The sequence below is a fragment of the Streptomyces sp. NBC_01176 genome (assembly GCF_045039825.1).
Taxonomy (GTDB): domain Bacteria; phylum Actinomycetota; class Actinomycetes; order Streptomycetales; family Streptomycetaceae; genus Streptomyces.
Genome location: NZ_CP108600.1, coordinates 5958109 through 5975446 on the forward strand (window position 1 = coordinate 5958109; position 17338 = coordinate 5975446).

At 72.7% G+C, this 17338-nt stretch carries 15 protein-coding genes and 1 tRNA gene; 13 read left to right on the top strand and 3 right to left on the bottom strand.

The genetic code is table 11. The features are described from left to right. Positions 1-2: 2 nt before the first annotated feature. From OG199_RS25670 to OG199_RS25710, 9 genes are all read left to right on the top strand, one after another. Positions 3-947, top strand: coding sequence for a sugar ABC transporter permease (locus tag OG199_RS25670; RefSeq protein ID WP_356799054.1), 945 nt, complete (start codon positions 3-5; stop codon positions 945-947). Next, complete coding sequence (locus OG199_RS25675; protein WP_405831457.1) at positions 944-1789, top strand: carbohydrate ABC transporter permease; 846 nt, start codon at positions 944-946, stop codon at positions 1787-1789. The genes OG199_RS25670 and OG199_RS25675 overlap by 4 nt, the downstream gene beginning before the upstream one ends. Before the next feature lie 5 nt (positions 1790-1794). After that, positions 1795-3459 carry a beta-N-acetylhexosaminidase gene (locus OG199_RS25680; RefSeq protein WP_405831459.1) on the top strand — a complete coding sequence of 555 codons (1665 nt, stop codon included), beginning with the start codon at positions 1795-1797 and terminating at the stop codon, positions 3457-3459. 281 nt (positions 3460-3740) lie between these two features. After that, positions 3741-4634 carry a xanthine dehydrogenase family protein subunit M gene (locus OG199_RS25685; RefSeq protein WP_266699461.1) on the top strand — a complete coding sequence of 298 codons (894 nt, stop codon included), beginning with the start codon at positions 3741-3743 and terminating at the stop codon, positions 4632-4634. Further along, the gene (locus tag OG199_RS25690) at positions 4631-6184 is read left to right on the top strand and encodes a 2Fe-2S iron-sulfur cluster-binding protein (RefSeq protein ID WP_405831461.1); all 1554 of its coding nucleotides are present in this window, start codon (positions 4631-4633) and stop codon (positions 6182-6184) included. Before OG199_RS25685 ends, OG199_RS25690 begins: the two co-directional genes overlap by 4 nt. Further along, positions 6181-8487 carry a xanthine dehydrogenase family protein molybdopterin-binding subunit gene (locus OG199_RS25695; protein WP_401804258.1) on the top strand — a complete coding sequence of 769 codons (2307 nt, stop codon included), beginning with the start codon at positions 6181-6183 and terminating at the stop codon, positions 8485-8487. Before OG199_RS25690 ends, OG199_RS25695 begins: the two co-directional genes overlap by 4 nt. Then, positions 8484-8669 (top strand): hypothetical protein, encoded by a 186-nt coding sequence (locus OG199_RS25700; RefSeq protein WP_356799046.1) that lies wholly within the window; start codon positions 8484-8486, stop codon positions 8667-8669. The genes OG199_RS25695 and OG199_RS25700 overlap by 4 nt, the downstream gene beginning before the upstream one ends. Positions 8670-8920: 251 nt before the next feature. After that, entirely contained in the window at positions 8921-10099 is a 1179-nt protein-coding gene (locus tag OG199_RS25705; protein ID WP_405831464.1) for an SUKH-4 family immunity protein, read from the top strand. Between the two features lie 128 nt (positions 10100-10227). Continuing rightward, positions 10228-10587 carry a DUF6479 family protein gene (locus tag OG199_RS25710; protein ID WP_356799042.1) on the top strand — a complete coding sequence of 120 codons (360 nt, stop codon included), beginning with the start codon at positions 10228-10230 and terminating at the stop codon, positions 10585-10587. Positions 10588-10723: 136 nt separating this feature from the next. Here OG199_RS25710 and OG199_RS25715 read toward each other — a convergent pair. Then, a tRNA-Cys gene (locus OG199_RS25715) sits at positions 10724-10795 on the bottom strand. A 227-nt stretch (positions 10796-11022) separates the two neighbouring features. On the opposite strand from OG199_RS25715, the gene OG199_RS25720 reads away from it, so the two are divergent. From OG199_RS25720 to OG199_RS25735, 4 genes are all read left to right on the top strand, one after another. Continuing rightward, positions 11023-12459 carry an MFS transporter gene (locus tag OG199_RS25720; protein WP_356799040.1) on the top strand — a complete coding sequence of 479 codons (1437 nt, stop codon included), beginning with the start codon at positions 11023-11025 and terminating at the stop codon, positions 12457-12459. Between the two features lie 116 nt (positions 12460-12575). Next, on the top strand, positions 12576-14375 hold the full coding sequence (locus OG199_RS25725) for a DEAD/DEAH box helicase (protein ID WP_356799108.1): 1800 nt from the start codon (positions 12576-12578) through the stop codon (positions 14373-14375). A gap of 403 nt (positions 14376-14778) precedes the next feature. After that, positions 14779-15420, top strand: a complete 642-nt coding sequence (locus OG199_RS25730) for an IclR family transcriptional regulator (RefSeq protein WP_266699453.1) — start codon at positions 14779-14781, stop codon at positions 15418-15420. A gap of 68 nt (positions 15421-15488) precedes the next feature. Beyond that, positions 15489-16277, top strand: coding sequence for a S16 family serine protease (locus OG199_RS25735; RefSeq protein WP_405831467.1), 789 nt, complete (start codon positions 15489-15491; stop codon positions 16275-16277). A 50-nt stretch (positions 16278-16327) separates the two neighbouring features. Here OG199_RS25735 and OG199_RS25740 read toward each other — a convergent pair whose 3' ends face one another. Both OG199_RS25740 and OG199_RS25745 read right to left on the bottom strand, forming a co-directional pair. Continuing rightward, a complete protein-coding gene (locus OG199_RS25740) occupies positions 16328-16516 on the bottom strand; it encodes a hypothetical protein (protein ID WP_401804244.1) in 189 nt (62 codons plus the stop codon). Positions 16517-16605: 89 nt separating this feature from the next. Then, a complete protein-coding gene (locus OG199_RS25745; RefSeq protein ID WP_356799036.1) occupies positions 16606-17280 on the bottom strand; it encodes a winged helix-turn-helix domain-containing protein in 675 nt (224 codons plus the stop codon). Positions 17281-17338 lie beyond the last annotated feature (58 nt).

The window sequence follows — 17338 nt, forward strand, 5'->3', positions numbered from 1 at the left end:
GGATGACCACGCAAGAGGCCGTGGCCGAGCGGGCCCCGGTGACCGAAGCGGCGCCCGCCCGGCCCCGGCGCCGTGGTGCGGGCCCGGCCCCCTGGCTCTACCTCGCCCCCGCCCTCGTCGTCCTCGGCGGGCTGCTCGTCTACCCCGTCTACCAGCTCGGCCTGATCTCGTTCCTGAACTACACCCAGGCGCAGGTCAGCGGCGGCGAGCCGACCACCTTCGAGGGCTTCGGCAACTACACGGCGCTCTTCGCCGACGAGCAGTTCTGGCAGGTGCTGGCCGCCACCGTGGTGTTCGCGGCGGCCTGCGTGGTCTCCACGCTGGCCGTCGGCTGCGCGCTCGCGGTGCTCCTCACCCGGGTGCGGGCCCTGCCGCGGCTGGCGCTGATGCTGGCCGCGCTCGGCGCCTGGGCGACCCCGGCGGTCACCGGCTCCACCGTCTGGCTGTTCCTCTTCGACCCCGACTTCGGTCCCGTCGACCGGATGCTCGGCCTCGGGGACCACTCCTGGACGTACGGCCGCTACAGCGCCTTCGCGCTCGTCCTGCTCGAAGTGGTGTGGTGCTCCTTCCCGTTCGTGATGGTGACGGTGTACGCGGGGATCCGCGCCGTACCGGCCGAGGTGCTGGAGGCGGCCGCGCTGGACGGCGCCTCGCAGTGGCGGATCTGGCGCTCGGTGCTCGCGCCGATGCTCCGGCCGATCCTGGTGGTCGTCACCATCCAGTCGGTCATCTGGGACTTCAAGGTCTTCACGCAGATCTACGTGATGACGAACGGAGGCGGCATCGCCGGTCAGAACCTCGTGCTGAACGTCTACGCGTACCAGAAGGCGTTCGCCTCCTCGCAGTACGGCCTCGGCTCGGCGATCGGTGTGGTGATGCTGGTGATCCTGCTGGCGGTCACGCTCGTGTACCTGAGGCTGCTGCGCGGGCAGGGGGAGGAACTGTGAGCCTTCCACGGATCGCCGTGCGCCGGCCGTGGCGGCTCGCCGCGGAGGCGTCGGCGCTGCTGATCGCGGTGGTCGTCGCCTTCCCCCTCTACTGGATGGTGCTCAGCGCCTTCAAACCGGCCGGTGAGATCGAGTCCACCGAGCCCCGGCCCTGGACGCTTTCGCCCTCCCTGGATTCCTTCCGGCGGGTCTTCGGGCAGCAGGAATTCGGCCGCTACTTCCTCAACAGCCTTGTGGTGGCGGGCTCGGTGGTCGTCGTCTCGGCACTGATCGCGTTTCTCACGGCGACGGCGGTGACGCGATTCCGCTTCCGTTTCCGGACCACTCTGTTGATCATGTTCCTGGTCGCGCAGATGGTGCCCGTGGAGGCGCTGACGATCCCCCTCTTCTTCCTCATGCGGGACTTCGGTCAGCTGAACACACTGGGCTCGCTGATCCTGCCCCACATCGCCTTCTCGCTGCCCTTCGCGATCTGGATGCTGCGGGGTTTTGTGAAGGCCGTGCCGGACGCGCTGGAGGAGGCCGCGTACATCGACGGGGCGAGCCGCGCGCGATTCCTCTGGCAGATCCTTTTCCCGCTCGTCTTCCCGGGACTGGTGGCCACGAGCGTCTTTTCCTTCATCTCGGCCTGGAACGACTTCCTGTTCGCCAAGTCCTTCATCATCAGCGACACCTCGCAGTCCACCCTGCCGATGGCCCTGCTCGTCTTCTACAAGCCCGACGAACCGGACTGGGGCGGCGTGATGGCGGCGTCCACGGTGATGACGATTCCCGTGCTGATCTTCTTCGTACTCGTACAGCGACGACTGGTCTCCGGCCTCGGCGGAGCGGTGAAGGACTGATGGACATGACGGATTCCGGGCTGATTCCGGCGCCGCGGCACCTCGCGTGGGCACCGGCCCGCTCCCGGCGGGAAGGTCCCGGCGGGCGGGCGGGCATCGACGCGCGGACGACGATCGAGGCCCGGCTCGGCACCGAGGGCGTGGCGCGCTGGCTGCGGGCCACGCTGGGCGCGGCCACCGGGTTCGGCCTGGCGGACGGGCACGACACCGACCACCGCATCGTGCTGGCCATCGATCCGCACCTCGCCCCCGAGGGCTACCGGCTCGTCGTCGACGGCCGCACGCACCGGATCGAGGGAGGCGGCCCGGCCGGCGTCTTCTGGGGCGCGCAGACCTTCCGGCAACTGCTCGGCCCCGACGCGTACCGCAGGGCTCCGCTGCGGCCGGGCCGGGACTGGGAACTGCCGGAGGTGACCGTCGAGGACGCTCCCCGATTCCCCTGGCGCGGCCTCATGCTCGACGTGTCCCGGCACTTCATGCCGAAGGAAGGCGTCCTGCGTCACCTCGACCTGCTGGCCGCGCACAAACTCAACGTCTTCCACTTCCACCTCACCGACGACCAGGGATGGCGTGTTCAGATCAAGCGCTTCCCGAGGCTGACCGAGGTCGGATCCTGGCGGGCACGCACGAAATTCGGCCACCGCGCCTCGCCGCTGTGGGAGGAGAAGCCGCACGGGGGCTTCTACACCCAGGACGACATCCGCGAGATCGTCGCGTACGCGGCCGAGCGGCATATCAGCGTCGTGCCGGAGATAGACATCCCGGGGCACTCGCAGGCCGCCATCGCCGCGTATCCGGAACTGGGCAACTCCGACGTCGTCGACACCGCCTCCTTGACCGTCTGGGACTCCTGGGGCGTCTCCGAAAACGTACTCGCCCCCACTGACGACACCCTGCGCTTCTACGAGGGGGTGTTCGAGGAACTCCTCGACCTGTTCCCGGCGGACGCCGGGCCGTTCTCGCACTTCTTCCACATCGGCGGCGACGAGTGCGCCAAGGACCAGTGGAAGCGGTCGCCGGCCGCGCAGGCGCGTATCGAGGAACTGGGTCTCGCGGACGAGGACGAGTTGCAGTCCTGGTTCGTCCGGCATTTCGACAACTGGCTCTCGGCGCGCGGCCGTCGGCTGATCGGCTGGGACGAGATCCTGGAGGGCGGACTCGCGGACGGTGCGGCGGTGTCCTCGTGGCGCGGGTACCAGGGCGGCATCACGGCCGCCCGCGCGGGCCACGACGTCGTCATGTGCCCCGAGCAGCAGGTGTACTTGGACTACCGCCAGGACGCCGGCGAGGACGAGCCGGTGCCCATCGCCTACGTCCGCACCCTGGAGGACGTCTACCGCTTCGAGCCCGTTCCGTCCGAGCTCACCGAGGCGGAGGCGCGGCATGTGCTGGGCACTCAGGCCAACGTGTGGACCGAGGTGATGGAGGACCCCGCGCGCGTGGACTACCAGGTCTTCCCCCGGCTCGCGGCCTTCGCGGAGGTCGCCTGGAGCGCGCTTCCGGCCCCCGCGGAGCGTGACTTCACCGGCTTCGAGCGGCGGGTGGCCGCCCACTACGGGCGACTTGACGCTCTGGGAGTGGCGTATCGCCCGCCCGGAGGTCCGCTTCCGTGGCAGAAGCGCCCGGGGGTGCTCGGACGCCCGATCGAGGGGGCGCCCCCAAACGTGTGAGGCGGCTCCCGGGCGGCGTGTCCCGGACCGCCGGGTCCGCCACCGGGGCCCGACGAGGAAAAAGAGGCCCAAGGGTCACCGAAGAGTGGCAATTCGCACTGACCGGCGATGCCGTACGAAAACGGACCATCTCCCTGGTGAGGGGGGCGAATGCCTCCTAGCGGACCCCCGCGTCGGGGGCCGGGGAAGATGTGCCAGAGTTGCCACGTCCGCCCTGTCAGCACGTACCGTACGCGCAACACAGGTGGGACCAGGTGGGGCAGCGGGAAGGGGCAGCCGGTTTGACCACGCACGCACCGCAGGCGGCGCAGGCCGTGACGCTGCCCGCCTCGCTGGACGAGGCAGTGGCGGCGCTGGCCGCCATGCCCGCCGCCGTCCCGGTGGCCGGCGGCACCGATCTCATGGCCGCGGTCAACTCCGGACAGCTGCGGCCCGCCGCGCTCGTCGGCCTCGGCCGGATCAGCGAGATCCGCGGCTGGCAGTACCAGGACGGCCACGCGCTGCTCGGCGCCGGCCTCACCCACGCCCGCATGGGGCGCCCCGACTTCGCCGCCCTCATCCCCGCGCTGGCCGCCGCCGCGCGCGCCGCGGGGCCGCCGCAGATCCGCAACGCGGGCACCCTGGGCGGCAACATCGCCTCGGCCGCGCCCACCGGGGACGCGCTGCCCGTGCTGGCCGCCCTGGAGGCCACGCTGGTCATCGCGGGCCAGGGCGGCTCCCGCCGGGAGATCCCGGTGTCCCACCTGCTCGCGGGCATGGAGATGCTCCGCGGCGGTGAACTCATCGGCTACGTGCGCGTTCCGCTGCTGCACGCCCCCCAGGTCTTCCTGAAGGCGACGGGACGCACCGGACCCGGGCGGGCGATCGCGTCCGTGGCGCTGGTCCTCGACCCGGCCCGGCGCGGCGTGCGGTGCGCCGTCGGAGCCATAGCTCCGATGCCGCTGCGTCCGCTGGACGCGGAGGCATGGGTCGCCCAGCTGATCGACTGGGACAACAACCGCGCGATCGTGCCGGAGGCGCTCACCGCGTTCGGCGAGTACGTCGCGGCGGCCTGCATTCCCGACCCCGTCCCGGCCGAGGACGGCTCCGTACAACCACTTCCGCCCGCCGTACTGCATCTGCGCCGCACCGTCGCCGCGCTGGCCCGACGAGCACTGGGGAGGGCACTGTCGTGACCGACGACCAGCACGAAGAGGGCGCTCCGCAGGGCAGGGGCCGCTGGGATCCCCTCCCGCAGGGCGACTACGACGACGGCGCCACCGCCTTCGTCAAGCTCCCCGAGGGAGGCATCGAAGCCCTCCTCGCGGAACGGGACCGCAACAGCAACAGCCCGCTCGCGGCGCCCGGACACGGCTACGTGCCCCCGGAGATCACCGCGGCGCCCCCGGCGCAGGACCAGGGCGGCACGGGCGCCTGGGGCGCGCCGGCCGAGGCGGCCCAATGGCCCGAGCCGGGCACCGAGCACCAGGACGCCGGACGTCACCGGACCTCGCACGACGGGTTCTCGTACCACCCCGGCGCCACCGGGCAGTGGGACTTCGGAGAGGTGGCCCAGGAGGGCGCCTCCGGCGGACACCACGCGGACGGCGCGCCCGGGCACGACGTCACCGGACAGTGGTCGATCCCGGTCGCCGGAGGTGATCTTCCGGACGAATCGGGTGAGTTCACCACGTCGGCGCTCGTCGAGCAGTGGGGCGGCACCCCGCCCGCCACGCTCCCCGGCGGCGCGTCCGCGCCCTGGGCGACGACGGAGGCCATCGGGGAACCCTGGTCTGCCGCACCGCCGTCGGCTGCTCCTGAGGCCGCTGAGGCCCCCGTGGCGCCCTCGCGGCCCACCCGTGCCGAACGGCCCGCCGAGGCCGCCCAGCAGGCCGCGGAACGCGCTCACGAGGCCTCCGAACCGGCCGCCGGACCCCCGTCCGCGGAGGGCGCCCTCTCCGCGGACCGCGAAGCGCGCGAACCGGACTCCACCCGGCCGCCCGGCCCCGCCTCCGGCGAGGACGACTCCACGGCCCCCGACACCGACGTCGCCGCCGACGCCCCGGACGAGCCCTCCGGCACGCCGTCCGCGCACGACGAACACCCCCTCGCCTCGTACGTCCTGCGCGTCAACGGCGCCGACCGCCCGGTGACCGACGCCTGGATCGGCGAGTCGCTGCTCTACGTCCTGCGCGAGCGGCTCGGCCTCGCGGGCGCCAAGGACGGCTGCTCGCAGGGCGAGTGCGGCGCCTGCAACGTGCAGGTGGACGGGCGGCTCGTGGCGTCCTGCCTGGTGCCGGGCGTCACCGCCGCGGGCAGCGAGGTGCGCACCGTGGAGGGCCTGGCCACCGACGGCCAGCCCTCGGACGTGCAGCGCGCGCTGGCCAAGTGCGGTGCGGTGCAGTGCGGTTTCTGCGTACCGGGCATGGCCATGACCGTGCACGACCTCCTGGAGGGCAACCCCGCCCCCACCGAACTGGAGGCCCGCCAGGCGCTCTGCGGCAACCTGTGCCGCTGCTCCGGCTACCGGGGGGTCCTGGACGCCGTGCGCGAGGTCGTCGCCGAACGCGAGGCGCACAGCGCGGCCGCCGCCGAGTCCGTGCCGGACGCGGACGAACCACGCATCCCGCACCAGGCGGGCCCCGGCGCCGGGGGAGTCAACCCCTCGGCGTACGAGGACCCCGCTCCGTACGACGCCCGGGCGCCGTACGAGCAGCCGTACGGCCAGGACGGAGGCCAGGCGTGAGCAACGAGACCGTGACCGCGACTGCCGCGGCGACCGAGACCGGACCGGAGCCGCTGCCGCACGGGCTCGGCGTGTCGCTGCCCGCCGCGGAGGCCCGCGCCAAGACGGAGGGCACCTTCCCGTACGCGGCCGACCTGTGGGCCGAGGGCCTGCTCTGGGCGGCCGTCCTCAGGTCGCCCCACCCGCACGCGCGCATCGTGTCGATCGACACCAGCCACGCGCGCGAGATGCCCGGCGTACGGGCGGTCATCACCCACGAGGACGTGCCCGGCGCCGCCCTGCACGGCCGCGGCAGGGCGGACCGTCCCGTCTTCGCCTCCGAGGTCGTCCGCCACCACGGCGAGCCCATCGCCGCCGTCGCCGCCGACCACCCCGACACCGCGCGGATGGCCGCGGCCGCCGTCATCGTCGAGTACGAGGTGCTCGACCCGGTCACCGACCCGGAGCAGGCCTTCGAGGCCGAACCGCTGCACCCCGACGGCAACCTGATCCGGCACATCCCGCTGCGCCACGGCGACCCCGACGCGGCGGGCGAGATCGTCGTCGAGGGCCTGTACCGCATCGGCCGCCAGGACCCGGCCCCGATCGGCGCGGAGGCCGGCCTCGCCGTGCCCCGGCCCGACGGCGGGGTGGAGCTCTACATCGCCTCCACCGACCCGCACACCGACCGCGACACGGCCGCCGCCTGCTACGGCCTGGAGCCCGAGCGCGTGAAGGTCGTCGTCACCGGCGTGCCCGGCGCCACCGCGGACCGCGAGGACCAGGGCTTCCAGCTTCCGCTCGGACTGCTGGCCCTGAAGACCGGCTGCCCGGTGAAACTCACCGCTACGCGCGAGGAGTCCTTCCTCGGCCACGCCCACCGCCACCCCACGCTGCTGCGCTACCGCCACCACGCGGACGGCGACGGCAAGCTGGTGAAGGTCGAGGCGCAGATCCTGCTCGACGCGGGCGCGTACGCCGACACGTCCTCCGAGTCCCTGGCCGCGGCGGTCTCCTTCGCGTGCGGCCCCTACGTCGTCCCGAACGCCTTCATCGAGGGCTGGGCCGTACGCACCAACAACCCGCCCTCCGGCCATGTGCGCGGCGAGGGCGCCATGCAGGTCTGCGCCGCCTACGAGGCGCAGATGGACAAGCTGGCGAAGAAACTCGGCGTCGACCCGGCGGAGCTGCGCCTGCGCAACGCGATGGCCACCGGTGACGTGCTGCCGACCGGCCAGACGGTGACCTGCCCCGCCCCGGTCGCGGAACTCCTCCAAGCGGTACGGGACTTCCCGCTCCCCGCGCTTCCCAAGGACACCCCCGAGGACGAGTGGCTGCTCCCGGGCGGCCCCGAGGGCGCGGGCGAGCCCGGCGCCGTGCGCCGCGGGGTCGGCTACGGCCTCGGCATGGTCCACATGCTCGGCGCGGAGGGCACGGACGAGGTCTCCACGGCCACGGTCAAGGTCCACGACGGTGTCGCCACGGTGCTCTGCGCGGCCGTCGAGACCGGTCAGGGCTTCACCACGCTGGCCCGGCAGATCGTCCAGGAGACGCTCGGCATCGACGAGGTGCACGTGGCACCGGTCGACACCGACCAGCCGCCCGCCGGACCGAGCTGCCGGGGCCGCCACACCTGGGTGTCGGGCGGGGCGGTCGAACGCGCGGCGAAGATGGTCCGTACGCAGTTGCTGCAGCCCCTGGCGCACAAGTTCGGCATGTCCACCGAACTGCTCCAGATCACCGACGGCAAGATCACGTCGTACGACGGCGTGCTCTCCACGACCGTCACCGAGGCGATGGACGGCAAGGAGCTGTGGGCCACCGCGCAGTGCCGCCCCCACCCGACCGAGCCGCTGGACGAAACGGGACAGGGCGACGCCTTCGTGGGCCTCGCCTTCTGCGCGATCCGCGCGGTGGTGGACGTGGACATCGAACTGGGCTCGGTACGGGTCGTCGAACTCGCGCTCGCCCAGGACGTCGGCCGGATCCTCAACCCGGCGCAGCTCACGGCCCGGATCGAGGCGGGCGTCACCCAGGGCGTCGGCGCGGCGCTCACCGAGAACCTGCGCACCGCGCGCGGCCTGGTCCGCCACCCCGACCTGACCGGCTACGCCCTCCCGACCGCCCTGGACGCGCCCGACATCCGCATCGTCAAGCTCGTCGAGGAGCGGGATGTCGTGGCGCCCTTCGGCGCGAAGGCGGCCAGCGCGGTGCCGGTCGTGACGTCCCCGGCCGCCGTCGCCTCCGCGGTACGGGCGGCGACCGGACGCCCGGTCAACCGCCTCCCGATCCGCCCGCAGGCCGCGGTGGTGACGACCGCATGACCACGCCAGGGCCCCTGGGGGAGGAGCCCCCGCCTGCGCAGCCCCAGCCGCAGCCGCAGGACGGCGACGGGGACCTGCCGCGCTACGAACCCCCGCCCAGTGTCGGCAAGCTCATGATCTGGGTGCTGCTGTTCTTCGTGGCGGCCCTGGCGGTCGTGCTGGGCGGCGTGTACTTCACCTGAGGCCAGGGCGACGGGCCGGAGCGCGGGCCCGACTGCTCGACGCCCCGCGCGCGGGACGCCCGCACCGGGTGCGGGGTCCTGCCGTGGGTGGCTTGAACCGGCAGGTTTCCCGGCGGTGCCCCCCGTGTGCCTGCGAGTTTCCGGCGTTGTCAGTGGGGCGGCGTATGGTTCTCGGTCAGTGGGGAACAGCCGCTGGGCGGTGGGGTGTTGCCCGGGGGAAGCACACAAGCGTTCACATGCGCGGGGGAGCCATGAGCACGACTGACACCGATGTCGTCGGCGCGATCACGCTGACCGAGGGCGAGCTGGATCCGTACATCACACACGCGGACACACGGCACCGGCTGACGGGCCCGGGACTGCCGTCCGACGGCACACTGCTGGAGTTCGGCGCCCTGCGGGAGCACGGTCTGCGCCGGGTGACGGACCTGGCCTCGGACGCCGACAAGCTCGCCGAGGAGCTCCGTGACCAGCTGGTCATCGGGGCGCTGCGGATCTTCGACCGGGACCTGGAGGCGATCGTGCTGGACGGGTCGACCGGAAAGGTCGGCACGACGCACCTCTCCTCCCACCCCGTCCTGATGGACCTCGCTCCGCTGGCCCCGTCCCTGGAGGCGCTGGTGCGTTTCGCGGCGGCCACGGAGGAACTGACCGCGCCCCAGGGGCAGTTCGCGTCCCACGGGGGCCGGTTCGGGCCGAAGGCGGTCATGGAGGCCTCCGAGTCGCTGACCGAGGTCTTCGAGGCGGGCGCGGGCGGCGAGGTGGCGGCGTACTGGCGGATGGCCGCGCTGATCCGTCCCCTCGCGCGGATCGCGGGCCCCGGCGAGGGGCTCCTGCTCGACCTGCCGCAGCGGCTGCTGGACGAGGAGTTCGGTCCGGGCGCGATCATGCGCTTCGAGGACGTCGACTTCCCGCCCGCGCTCGTCCACGAGCCGACGCGCCGCTTCCTGCGCGAGACGGGTCTGCCGGAGGACGGCCTGCTCTTCCAGCTGGACACGGAGGTGCCGCTGCCGGCCCTCACCGAGTACTACGCGGACGAGCGTCCCGAGGAGTTCACCGCCGAGGAGCTGCCCGCGACGGCGGACCGGCTCGTACGCCTCGGCTATCTCCTGGAGGACACCAGTCTCGTCGTGGACGGCACGACGGGCGCGGTCCTCGCCTGGAGCGAGCCGGACGCCACGCTGCGCCCGCTCAACGCCGACATCTCCACGCTCGCCTTCACCCTCTGGCTGCTGCACCGCGAGAAGTCGATCGACGCGGCGTACGACCTCACCGACTCCTACGAGCAGCTCGCCGCGACCATGGCGCAGACCCTCGCCGCGGTCGACCCGGTCGCCTGCGACCCGACCCCCGGGCTCGACGGCGACGACGGCCGGCGCTACTGGCCGGAGGCGTTCGACGACCAGGCGGGCGGCACGCTGTACGCGTAGCGGGCCCCCTCGCACCAAGGCAACCCGTATCGGGTCATGGCGGTCCTTGGCGGTCCTTATCAGGGCAGGACTCCCCGTATCGGGCAGGGTGGCCGATTGGCGAGGGCCTTTGTGGGTATTTGACTGATATGAGTACCGCATCGATGCAGATTGCAGCGCCCAGCGGCCTGCTCAGCCTCGGGCTGTTCCTGGTCGCCGTGGCCCTCGTGACCCTGCTGGCCGGCAGCCTCTGGCTGGGCTGCCGCATACGAGCACGCGAACAGCTGCCGCGTCCCGAGGAGCAGCCGCAGCTGCCACCGGGCGGCGCGGTCCACGAGATCCGTGAGATCCGAGAGGCCGCCGAGGTCCCCAAGGTGGACAAGAGCGGGCACGCCCTCACCCCGTACGAGCTGGCCCACTCGTCCCGGCCGAGCGCGTCGCAGGAGCGACCACGCTGGGTCGAGGGCGGAAGCGGCTCGTTCGGCAGCGGCGGCCTGGGGCCGCACTGAGGCCTCCGGCCCACCGAGAAGCCCCGCTGAGACCGCCCTCACCGGGGCACCGGCCCGCCGACACCGGGGCCCGCGCGGACCCACCACGCGCGGCGCCCCGTTCGACCGCCCCGGGGCGGGGGCTGCGGACCTTTTGAGGCCGTGGCGGGAATCGAACCCGCGTAACTCGCTTTGCAGGCGAGTCCCTGAACCACTCGGGCACACGGCCGTTCTCAGGTGCGGCACGGCTCACTCGTTCCGAACCTGATGGGTCGAACGTAGGCGCAGGCACCGGCGGGGCTCAAGAGGTCCGCACGGGCTGCAACGGGACTGCCACACGCCGTTCACGAAACGCCGCGCGGATGCGGCGCACGGGTGGTCGTACGACCAAAGAACCAGCTGATCACGGTCTTCGGACAGGAGCCAGTGCCGGTTGCGCCCCTTACGCTGACGGCCATGACCGCACTGGAACCACGGGACGCCGCAACCGCCCGGCCGCAGACCGGGGCCCAGGCCCGGGAAGGGGTGCTGAGCGGGCCGTACCGGGCGCTCAGCGTCGGGATCGTCTCCGTCGTGCTGCTGATCGCGTTCGAGGCGACGGCGGTCGGCACGGCCATGCCCGTGGCGGCCAGGGAACTCGACGGGGTCGCCCTCTACGCGTTCGCGTTCTCGGGCTACTTCACGACGAGCCTGTTCGGGATGGTGCTCGCCGGCCAGTGGTCGGACCGGGACGGCCCCCTGGGTTCGCTGACCGCAGGAATCGGGGCCTTCGCGGCGGGACTGATCCTGTCCGGAACGGCCGGCGGCATGTGGCTGTTCGTGCTCGGACGCGCGGTGCAGGGGCTCGGCGGCGGCCTGGTGATCGTCGCGCTGTACGTGGTCGTGGGGCAGGCCTACCCGGAGCGGCTGCGGCCGTCGATCATGGCGGGCTTCGCGGCGGCCTGGGTGGTGCCCTCCGTGGTCGGGCCGCTCGCGGCCGGCGCGGTCACCGAACACCTCGGCTGGCGCTGGGTATTCGTCGGTATACCGGTTCTGGTCGTCCTCCCGCTCGCCCTCGCCCTGCCGCAGATCCGGCGGCGCACGCGGGGACGTACGGCGGACGCCGCCTTCGTGCCCGCGGGCCGGCGGCGCATCCGCTCGGCGCTCGGGATCGCCCTCGGTGCGGGGCTGCTCCAGTACGCCGCCCAGGACCTGAGATGGCTGTCCCTCGTCCCGGCCGCGGCGGGGGCCGCCCTGCTCGTCCCGGCCGTACTGCGGCTGCTCCCGGCCGGCACCTACCGGGCCGCGCGCGGCCTGCCCTCCGTGGTGCTGCTGCGCGGGGTCGCGGCCGGCGCCTTCGTCGCCGCCGAGTCCTTCGTGCCGCTCATGCTCGTCACCCAGCGCGGACTGTCACCGACGCTCGCCGGGTTCTCGCTCGCGGCGGGCGGCGGGACCTGGGCGCTGGGTTCGTACGTGCAGTCGCGACCGCGCGTGGAGCCGTACCGGGAGCGGCTGATGTTCTTCGGGATGGTGCTGGTCGCGGCCGCGATCGCCGCCGTGCCCAGCGTCCTGGTGCACGCCGTGCCGGTGTGGACCGTCGCGGTCGCCTGGGGGTTCGGCTGCTTCGGGATGGGGCTGGTGATCGCCTCGACCAGTGTGCTGCTGCTCCATCTCTCGGCGCCCGAGGAGGCCGGCGCGAACTCCGCCTCGCTGCAGATCTCCGACGCCCTTTCCAACATCGTCCTCCTCGCGGCGGGCGGCGCGGCCTTCGCCTCCCTGGGCGGCGGCACGGTCACGGACACGGCCACCTCGGCGGCCGGCTCCCACCCCGCCGCCTTCGCCGCCGTGTTCCTGCCGATGGCGGGCGTGGCACTGGCGGGCGCCTGGGTGACGACCCGGCTGCGCGCGCTGTGAGGTGGGTCGCATCCGCGGGTGCCCCGGCGTCGTCCGCGCCGTGACACATCCGGGTCGCCGGTAGGGTGGCCCGGTTGTCATACGTAGCCGAGCCGCTCGACCACCCCACGGAGACCGTGACTACCACCGCCGCCACCGCGTCCTCTTCGCACCACCTGTCACCCGCCTTTCCCGGGCGCGCCCCCTGGGGCACCGCGGGCAAGCTGCGCGCCTGGCAGCAGGGGGCGATGGAGAGGTACATCCAGGAGCAGCCGCGCGATTTCCTCGCCGTCGCCACCCCCGGCGCCGGCAAGACGACGTTCGCGCTGACCCTCGCGTCCTGGCTGCTGCACCATCACGTGGTGCAGCAGGTGACCGTGGTCGCGCCGACCGAGCACCTCAAGAAGCAGTGGGCGGAGGCGGCGGCGCGGATAGGGATCAAGCTGGACCCCGAGTACAGCGCGGGCCCGCTCAGCAAGGAGTACCAGGGCGTCGCCGTGACGTACGCCGGTGTCGGCGTGCGGCCGATGCTGCACCGCAACCGCTCCGAGCAGCGCAAGACCCTCGTCATCCTCGACGAGATCCACCACGCCGGTGACTCCAAGTCCTGGGGCGAGGCCTGCCTCGAGGCGTTCGAGCCGGCCACCCGGCGGCTCGCGCTCACCGGTACGCCCTTCCGGTCCGACACGAACCCGATCCCCTTCGTCACCTACGAGGAGGGGAACGACGGGATCCGGCGGTCCTCCGCCGACTACACCTACGGGTACGGGTCCGCCCTCGGCGACGGGGTCGTGCGGCCCGTCATCTTCCTCTCCTACAGCGGCAACATGCGGTGGCGCACGAAGGCGGGCGACGAGATCGCGGCCCGGCTCGGGGAGCCGATGACCAAGGACGCCATCAGCCAGGCCTGGCGCACCGCGCTCGACCCGCGCGGCGAGTGGATGCCCAGCGTGCTGCGCGCCGCCGATCAGCGGCTGACCGAGGTGCGCAAGGGCATCCCGGACGCCGGTGCCCTCGTCATCGCCTCCGACCAGGACTCGGCCCGTGCGTACGCCAAGCTGATCCGCGAGATCACCGGCACGAAGGCGACCCTCGTCCTGTCCGACGACACGGGTGCCTCGAACCGCATCGACGAGTTCAGCCACAGCGACGACCGGTGGATGGTCGCGGTGCGCATGGTGTCCGAGGGCGTCGACGTTCCACGGCTCGCCGTCGGCGTGTACGCGACCACGATCTCGACCCCCCTGTTCTTCGCGCAGGCCGTCGGCCGCTTCGTCCGCTCCCGGCGGCGCGGCGAGACCGCCTCCGTCTTCCTCCCGACCGTCCCCGACCTCCTCGGCTTCGCCAACGAGATGGAGGTCGAGCGCGACCACGTCCTCGACAAGCCCAGGAAGGAGGGCGAGGAGGACCCGTACGCCGAGTCCGAGAAGGAGATGGACGAGGCGAACAAGGAGCAGGACGAGGACACCGGCGAGCAGGAGCAGTTCTCCTTCGAGGCGCTGGAGTCCGAGGCCGTCTTCGACCGGGTGCTGTACGACGGCGCCGAGTTCGGGATGCAGGCCCACCCGGGGAGCGAGGAGGAGCAGGACTACCTCGGCATTCCCGGGCTGCTGGAGCCCGACCAGGTGCAGATGCTGCTGCAGAAGCGGCAGGCCCGGCAGATCGCGCACAGCCGCAAGAAGCCCGACGAGGAGGCCGATCTCCTCGAACTCCCCGCCGACCGGCGTCCGGTGGTCTCGCACAAGGAGATGCTGGAACTGCGCAAGCAGCTCAACACCATGGTCGGCGCGTACGTCCACCAGAGCGGCAAGCCGCACGGGGTGATCCACACCGAGCTGCGGAGGGTGTGCGGCGGGCCGCCGAGCGCGGAGGCCACCGCGGGGCAGCTGCGCCAGCGGATCGCCAAGGTGCAGGAGTGGGCCACCCGGATGCGGTGACGGCCCGTGCACCTTCTCCGCCCGCCCCTGGCGCGCGCCGATCGACGTCGGCGCGCGCTTTTGTGTGCGCCACGGCGTGTGACCCGGGGTGTGTGCGCTGTGTGCGGGGGTGGTGCGCGCCGTGTGGCGGGCGCGGCGTGTAACGGGACAAAGGGAGAGAGTCCGTACCGGCCCATGCCCGGATTCTGGACGGAGACTTCCGCTGAGCGGACCGGCTCGCTACTGTCACGCTACGCACACGCCCCGTGGCAGCGCAGCCGCGGAGCGCAGCCGTGTAGCGACTCCGCCCGGGAAGAGCCCGGGTCGTCAGCCGACGGCGGCCTCTGAAGCGCGTCGCCGACGGGACTCGGTGCCGCGACCGCCGGGAGGGGGCCGCCGACCTCACCACTAAGGAGTGGGCGTCGTGACCGCGGAGACCTCTCAGACGCTCGACCGGGGACTGCGCGTCCTCAAGTTGCTCGCCGACACGGATCACGGGCTGACGGTCACCGAGCTCTCGAACAAACTGGGTGTCAACCGGACCGTCGTGTACCGGTTGCTCGCCACGCTGGAGCAGCACGCGCTGGTGCGCCGTGATCTGGGCGGCCGCGCCCGGGTCGGTCTCGGGGTGCTGCGCCTGGGCCGCCAGGTGCATCCGCTGGTGCGGGAGGCCGCGCTGCCCGCGCTGCGCGCGCTGGCCGAGGACATAGGGGCCACCGCCCATCTCACGCTCGTCGACGGGACCGAGGCCCTCGCCGTCGCCGTCGTCGAGCCCACCTGGACCGACTACCACGTCGCCTATCGCGCCGGGTTCCGCCACCCGCTGGACCGGGGTGCGGCGGGCCGCGCGATCCTCTCCGCCCGGCAGGCGCCCGTGGGCGAGCCCGGATACACGCTCACGCACGGGGAACTGGAGGCGGGCGCGAGCGGGGCCGCCGCACCGCTCCTCGGCGTGACCGGTGTCGAGGGCAGCGTGGGCGTCGTCATGCTCGCGGACTCCGTGCCGGAGCGGGTCGGGCCGCGGGTCATGGACGCGGCCCGTGAGGTCGCGGACGCCCTGCGCTGAGGCCGGTCCGGCGGCCCGGCGGACGACGCCCTGAAGATCCGGGAGGGCACGGACGTTAGATTGATCCCGTGCTCTCTCGCCTCACACGTCCCAAGGCCGTCGCCGTCTGCGCCGTTCCCGTCGTGGCCCTGCTCGCCACGGCGGTGTTCGCGCCGCTGCCCTTCTCCCTCGCGCAGCCGGGACTGACGGCGAACGTCCTCGGCGAGAACAAGGGCGACCCGGTGATCACGATCAGCGGATCGCCCGTCCGCCCCACCCGCGGACAGCTGCGGATGACGACGATCGAGGCGACCGGGCCGGACGCGCACGTCTCGCTCGGTGACGTGATCAGCGGCTGGTTCGCCGAGGACCGGGCGGTGATGCCCCGCGACTCGGTCTACCCGAGCGGGAACAGCGTCAAGGAGATCGAGCAGCACAACGCCGACGAGATGAAGCAGTCGCAGGACACGGCCACCAAGGCCGCGCTGTCCTATCTGCACGAGAAGAACGACGTGAAGGTCACGCTCAAGCTGGCCGACGTCGGCGGCCCCAGCGCCGGACTGCTCTTCACGCTGGGCATCATCGACAAGCTGGACGGCGACGGCAGCGGCGGCGACCTCACGGGCGGTCGCACCGTCGCGGGTACGGGGACGATCGACGCGGACGGCAAGGTCGGCGCGGTCGGTGGCGTGGCGCTGAAGACGCAGGCCGCGCGGCGAGACGGCGCGACGGTCTTCCTGGTTCCGAAGGCGGAGTGCTCGGACGCCAAGGCCGAGCTCCCGAAGGGGCTGCGGCTGGTGGCGGTGACCACGCTCAAGGGGGCGGTGGACGCGCTGGTGTCCCTGGAGAAGGGGAAGGGCTCGGTTCCGGGCTGCTAGGACGTGTCGCCGGCCTCTCCTGCCGGGCGCGCAGGGGCAGGGGCCGTGGCCTAGGAGGCGACGGCCGGCCTGGGCGCGGCGGCGAGGCGCAGGCCCACCTCCACCAGGGTCCAGCCGAGGCGGGTGCGCAGTTCGCCCGGTACGCGGGCGGCGACGGCGAGCCGGTGGGCGTCGGCCTCGGCGCGGAGCTCGGCGGTGCGGGCGTGGTGCAGGGCGAGGTGCGTCTGGGCGTCGATCATCGGAGTACCTCTCGGTCCTGTCGGTGCCTGGTGAAGGGAGTCGGTGGGGCGGGCTCTGTCCTTGTCGAGGTGGCGACGGTGGGGCGGGCTCAGCCCTTCTGGACAGGGAAGACGTGGCTGTGGACGCGGACCTCGGCGGCCTCGGGGTCGTCCGCGGCCGCGGCATCCGCGCGGTAGGTGTCCAGGAGTTCGTGCATCCTGGTGACCAGCTCCGCGGAGCGCTCGGGCGTGAGCCGCAGGGTCCAGTCGCTCATGTCGCTGGCGCGCGACCAGGCCGGCAGCCAGTCGTCCCGGTTCGCGATCCAGGTGGACAGCTCGCGGTTGTGGGTGGTCGCGACCTCGTGCAGGAAGAGGTCGGCGGCTCCTCGTATCTCCGGGTCCGAGCCGTCGAGACGGTCGTTGTCGAAGACCAGCGCCTGATCGACCGCCTGCCACCAGCGCTCCCGCCCCTTGCCGTGCCCCGGCGCGTCCTCGACGAAGCCGTGCGCGGCCAGCTGACGCAGGTGGTAGCTGGTGGCCCCGCTGGACTCGCCCAGCTTCGCGGCCAGTTGGGACGCGGTGGCCGGGCCGCCGCGCCGCAGCGCGTTCAGCAGCTGCATCCGCAGCGGGTGCGCGATGCCGCGCAGCGAGCGGGCGTCGAGGGTGCGGGCGCTCAGTGCCGGTGCGGTCGGGTCGGATACGGACGGTTCGGCTGCGGCGGGTTCGGCCGGTGCACCGAGTGCGCTCGGGTCGGTCGGGTCGGTCGGTTCTCCGTGCTCCTGCATGCATGCAAAGGTAGCGTTGCAAAGAAGTGCTTGCAAGGGTTTCTTTGCAACCAGGTCT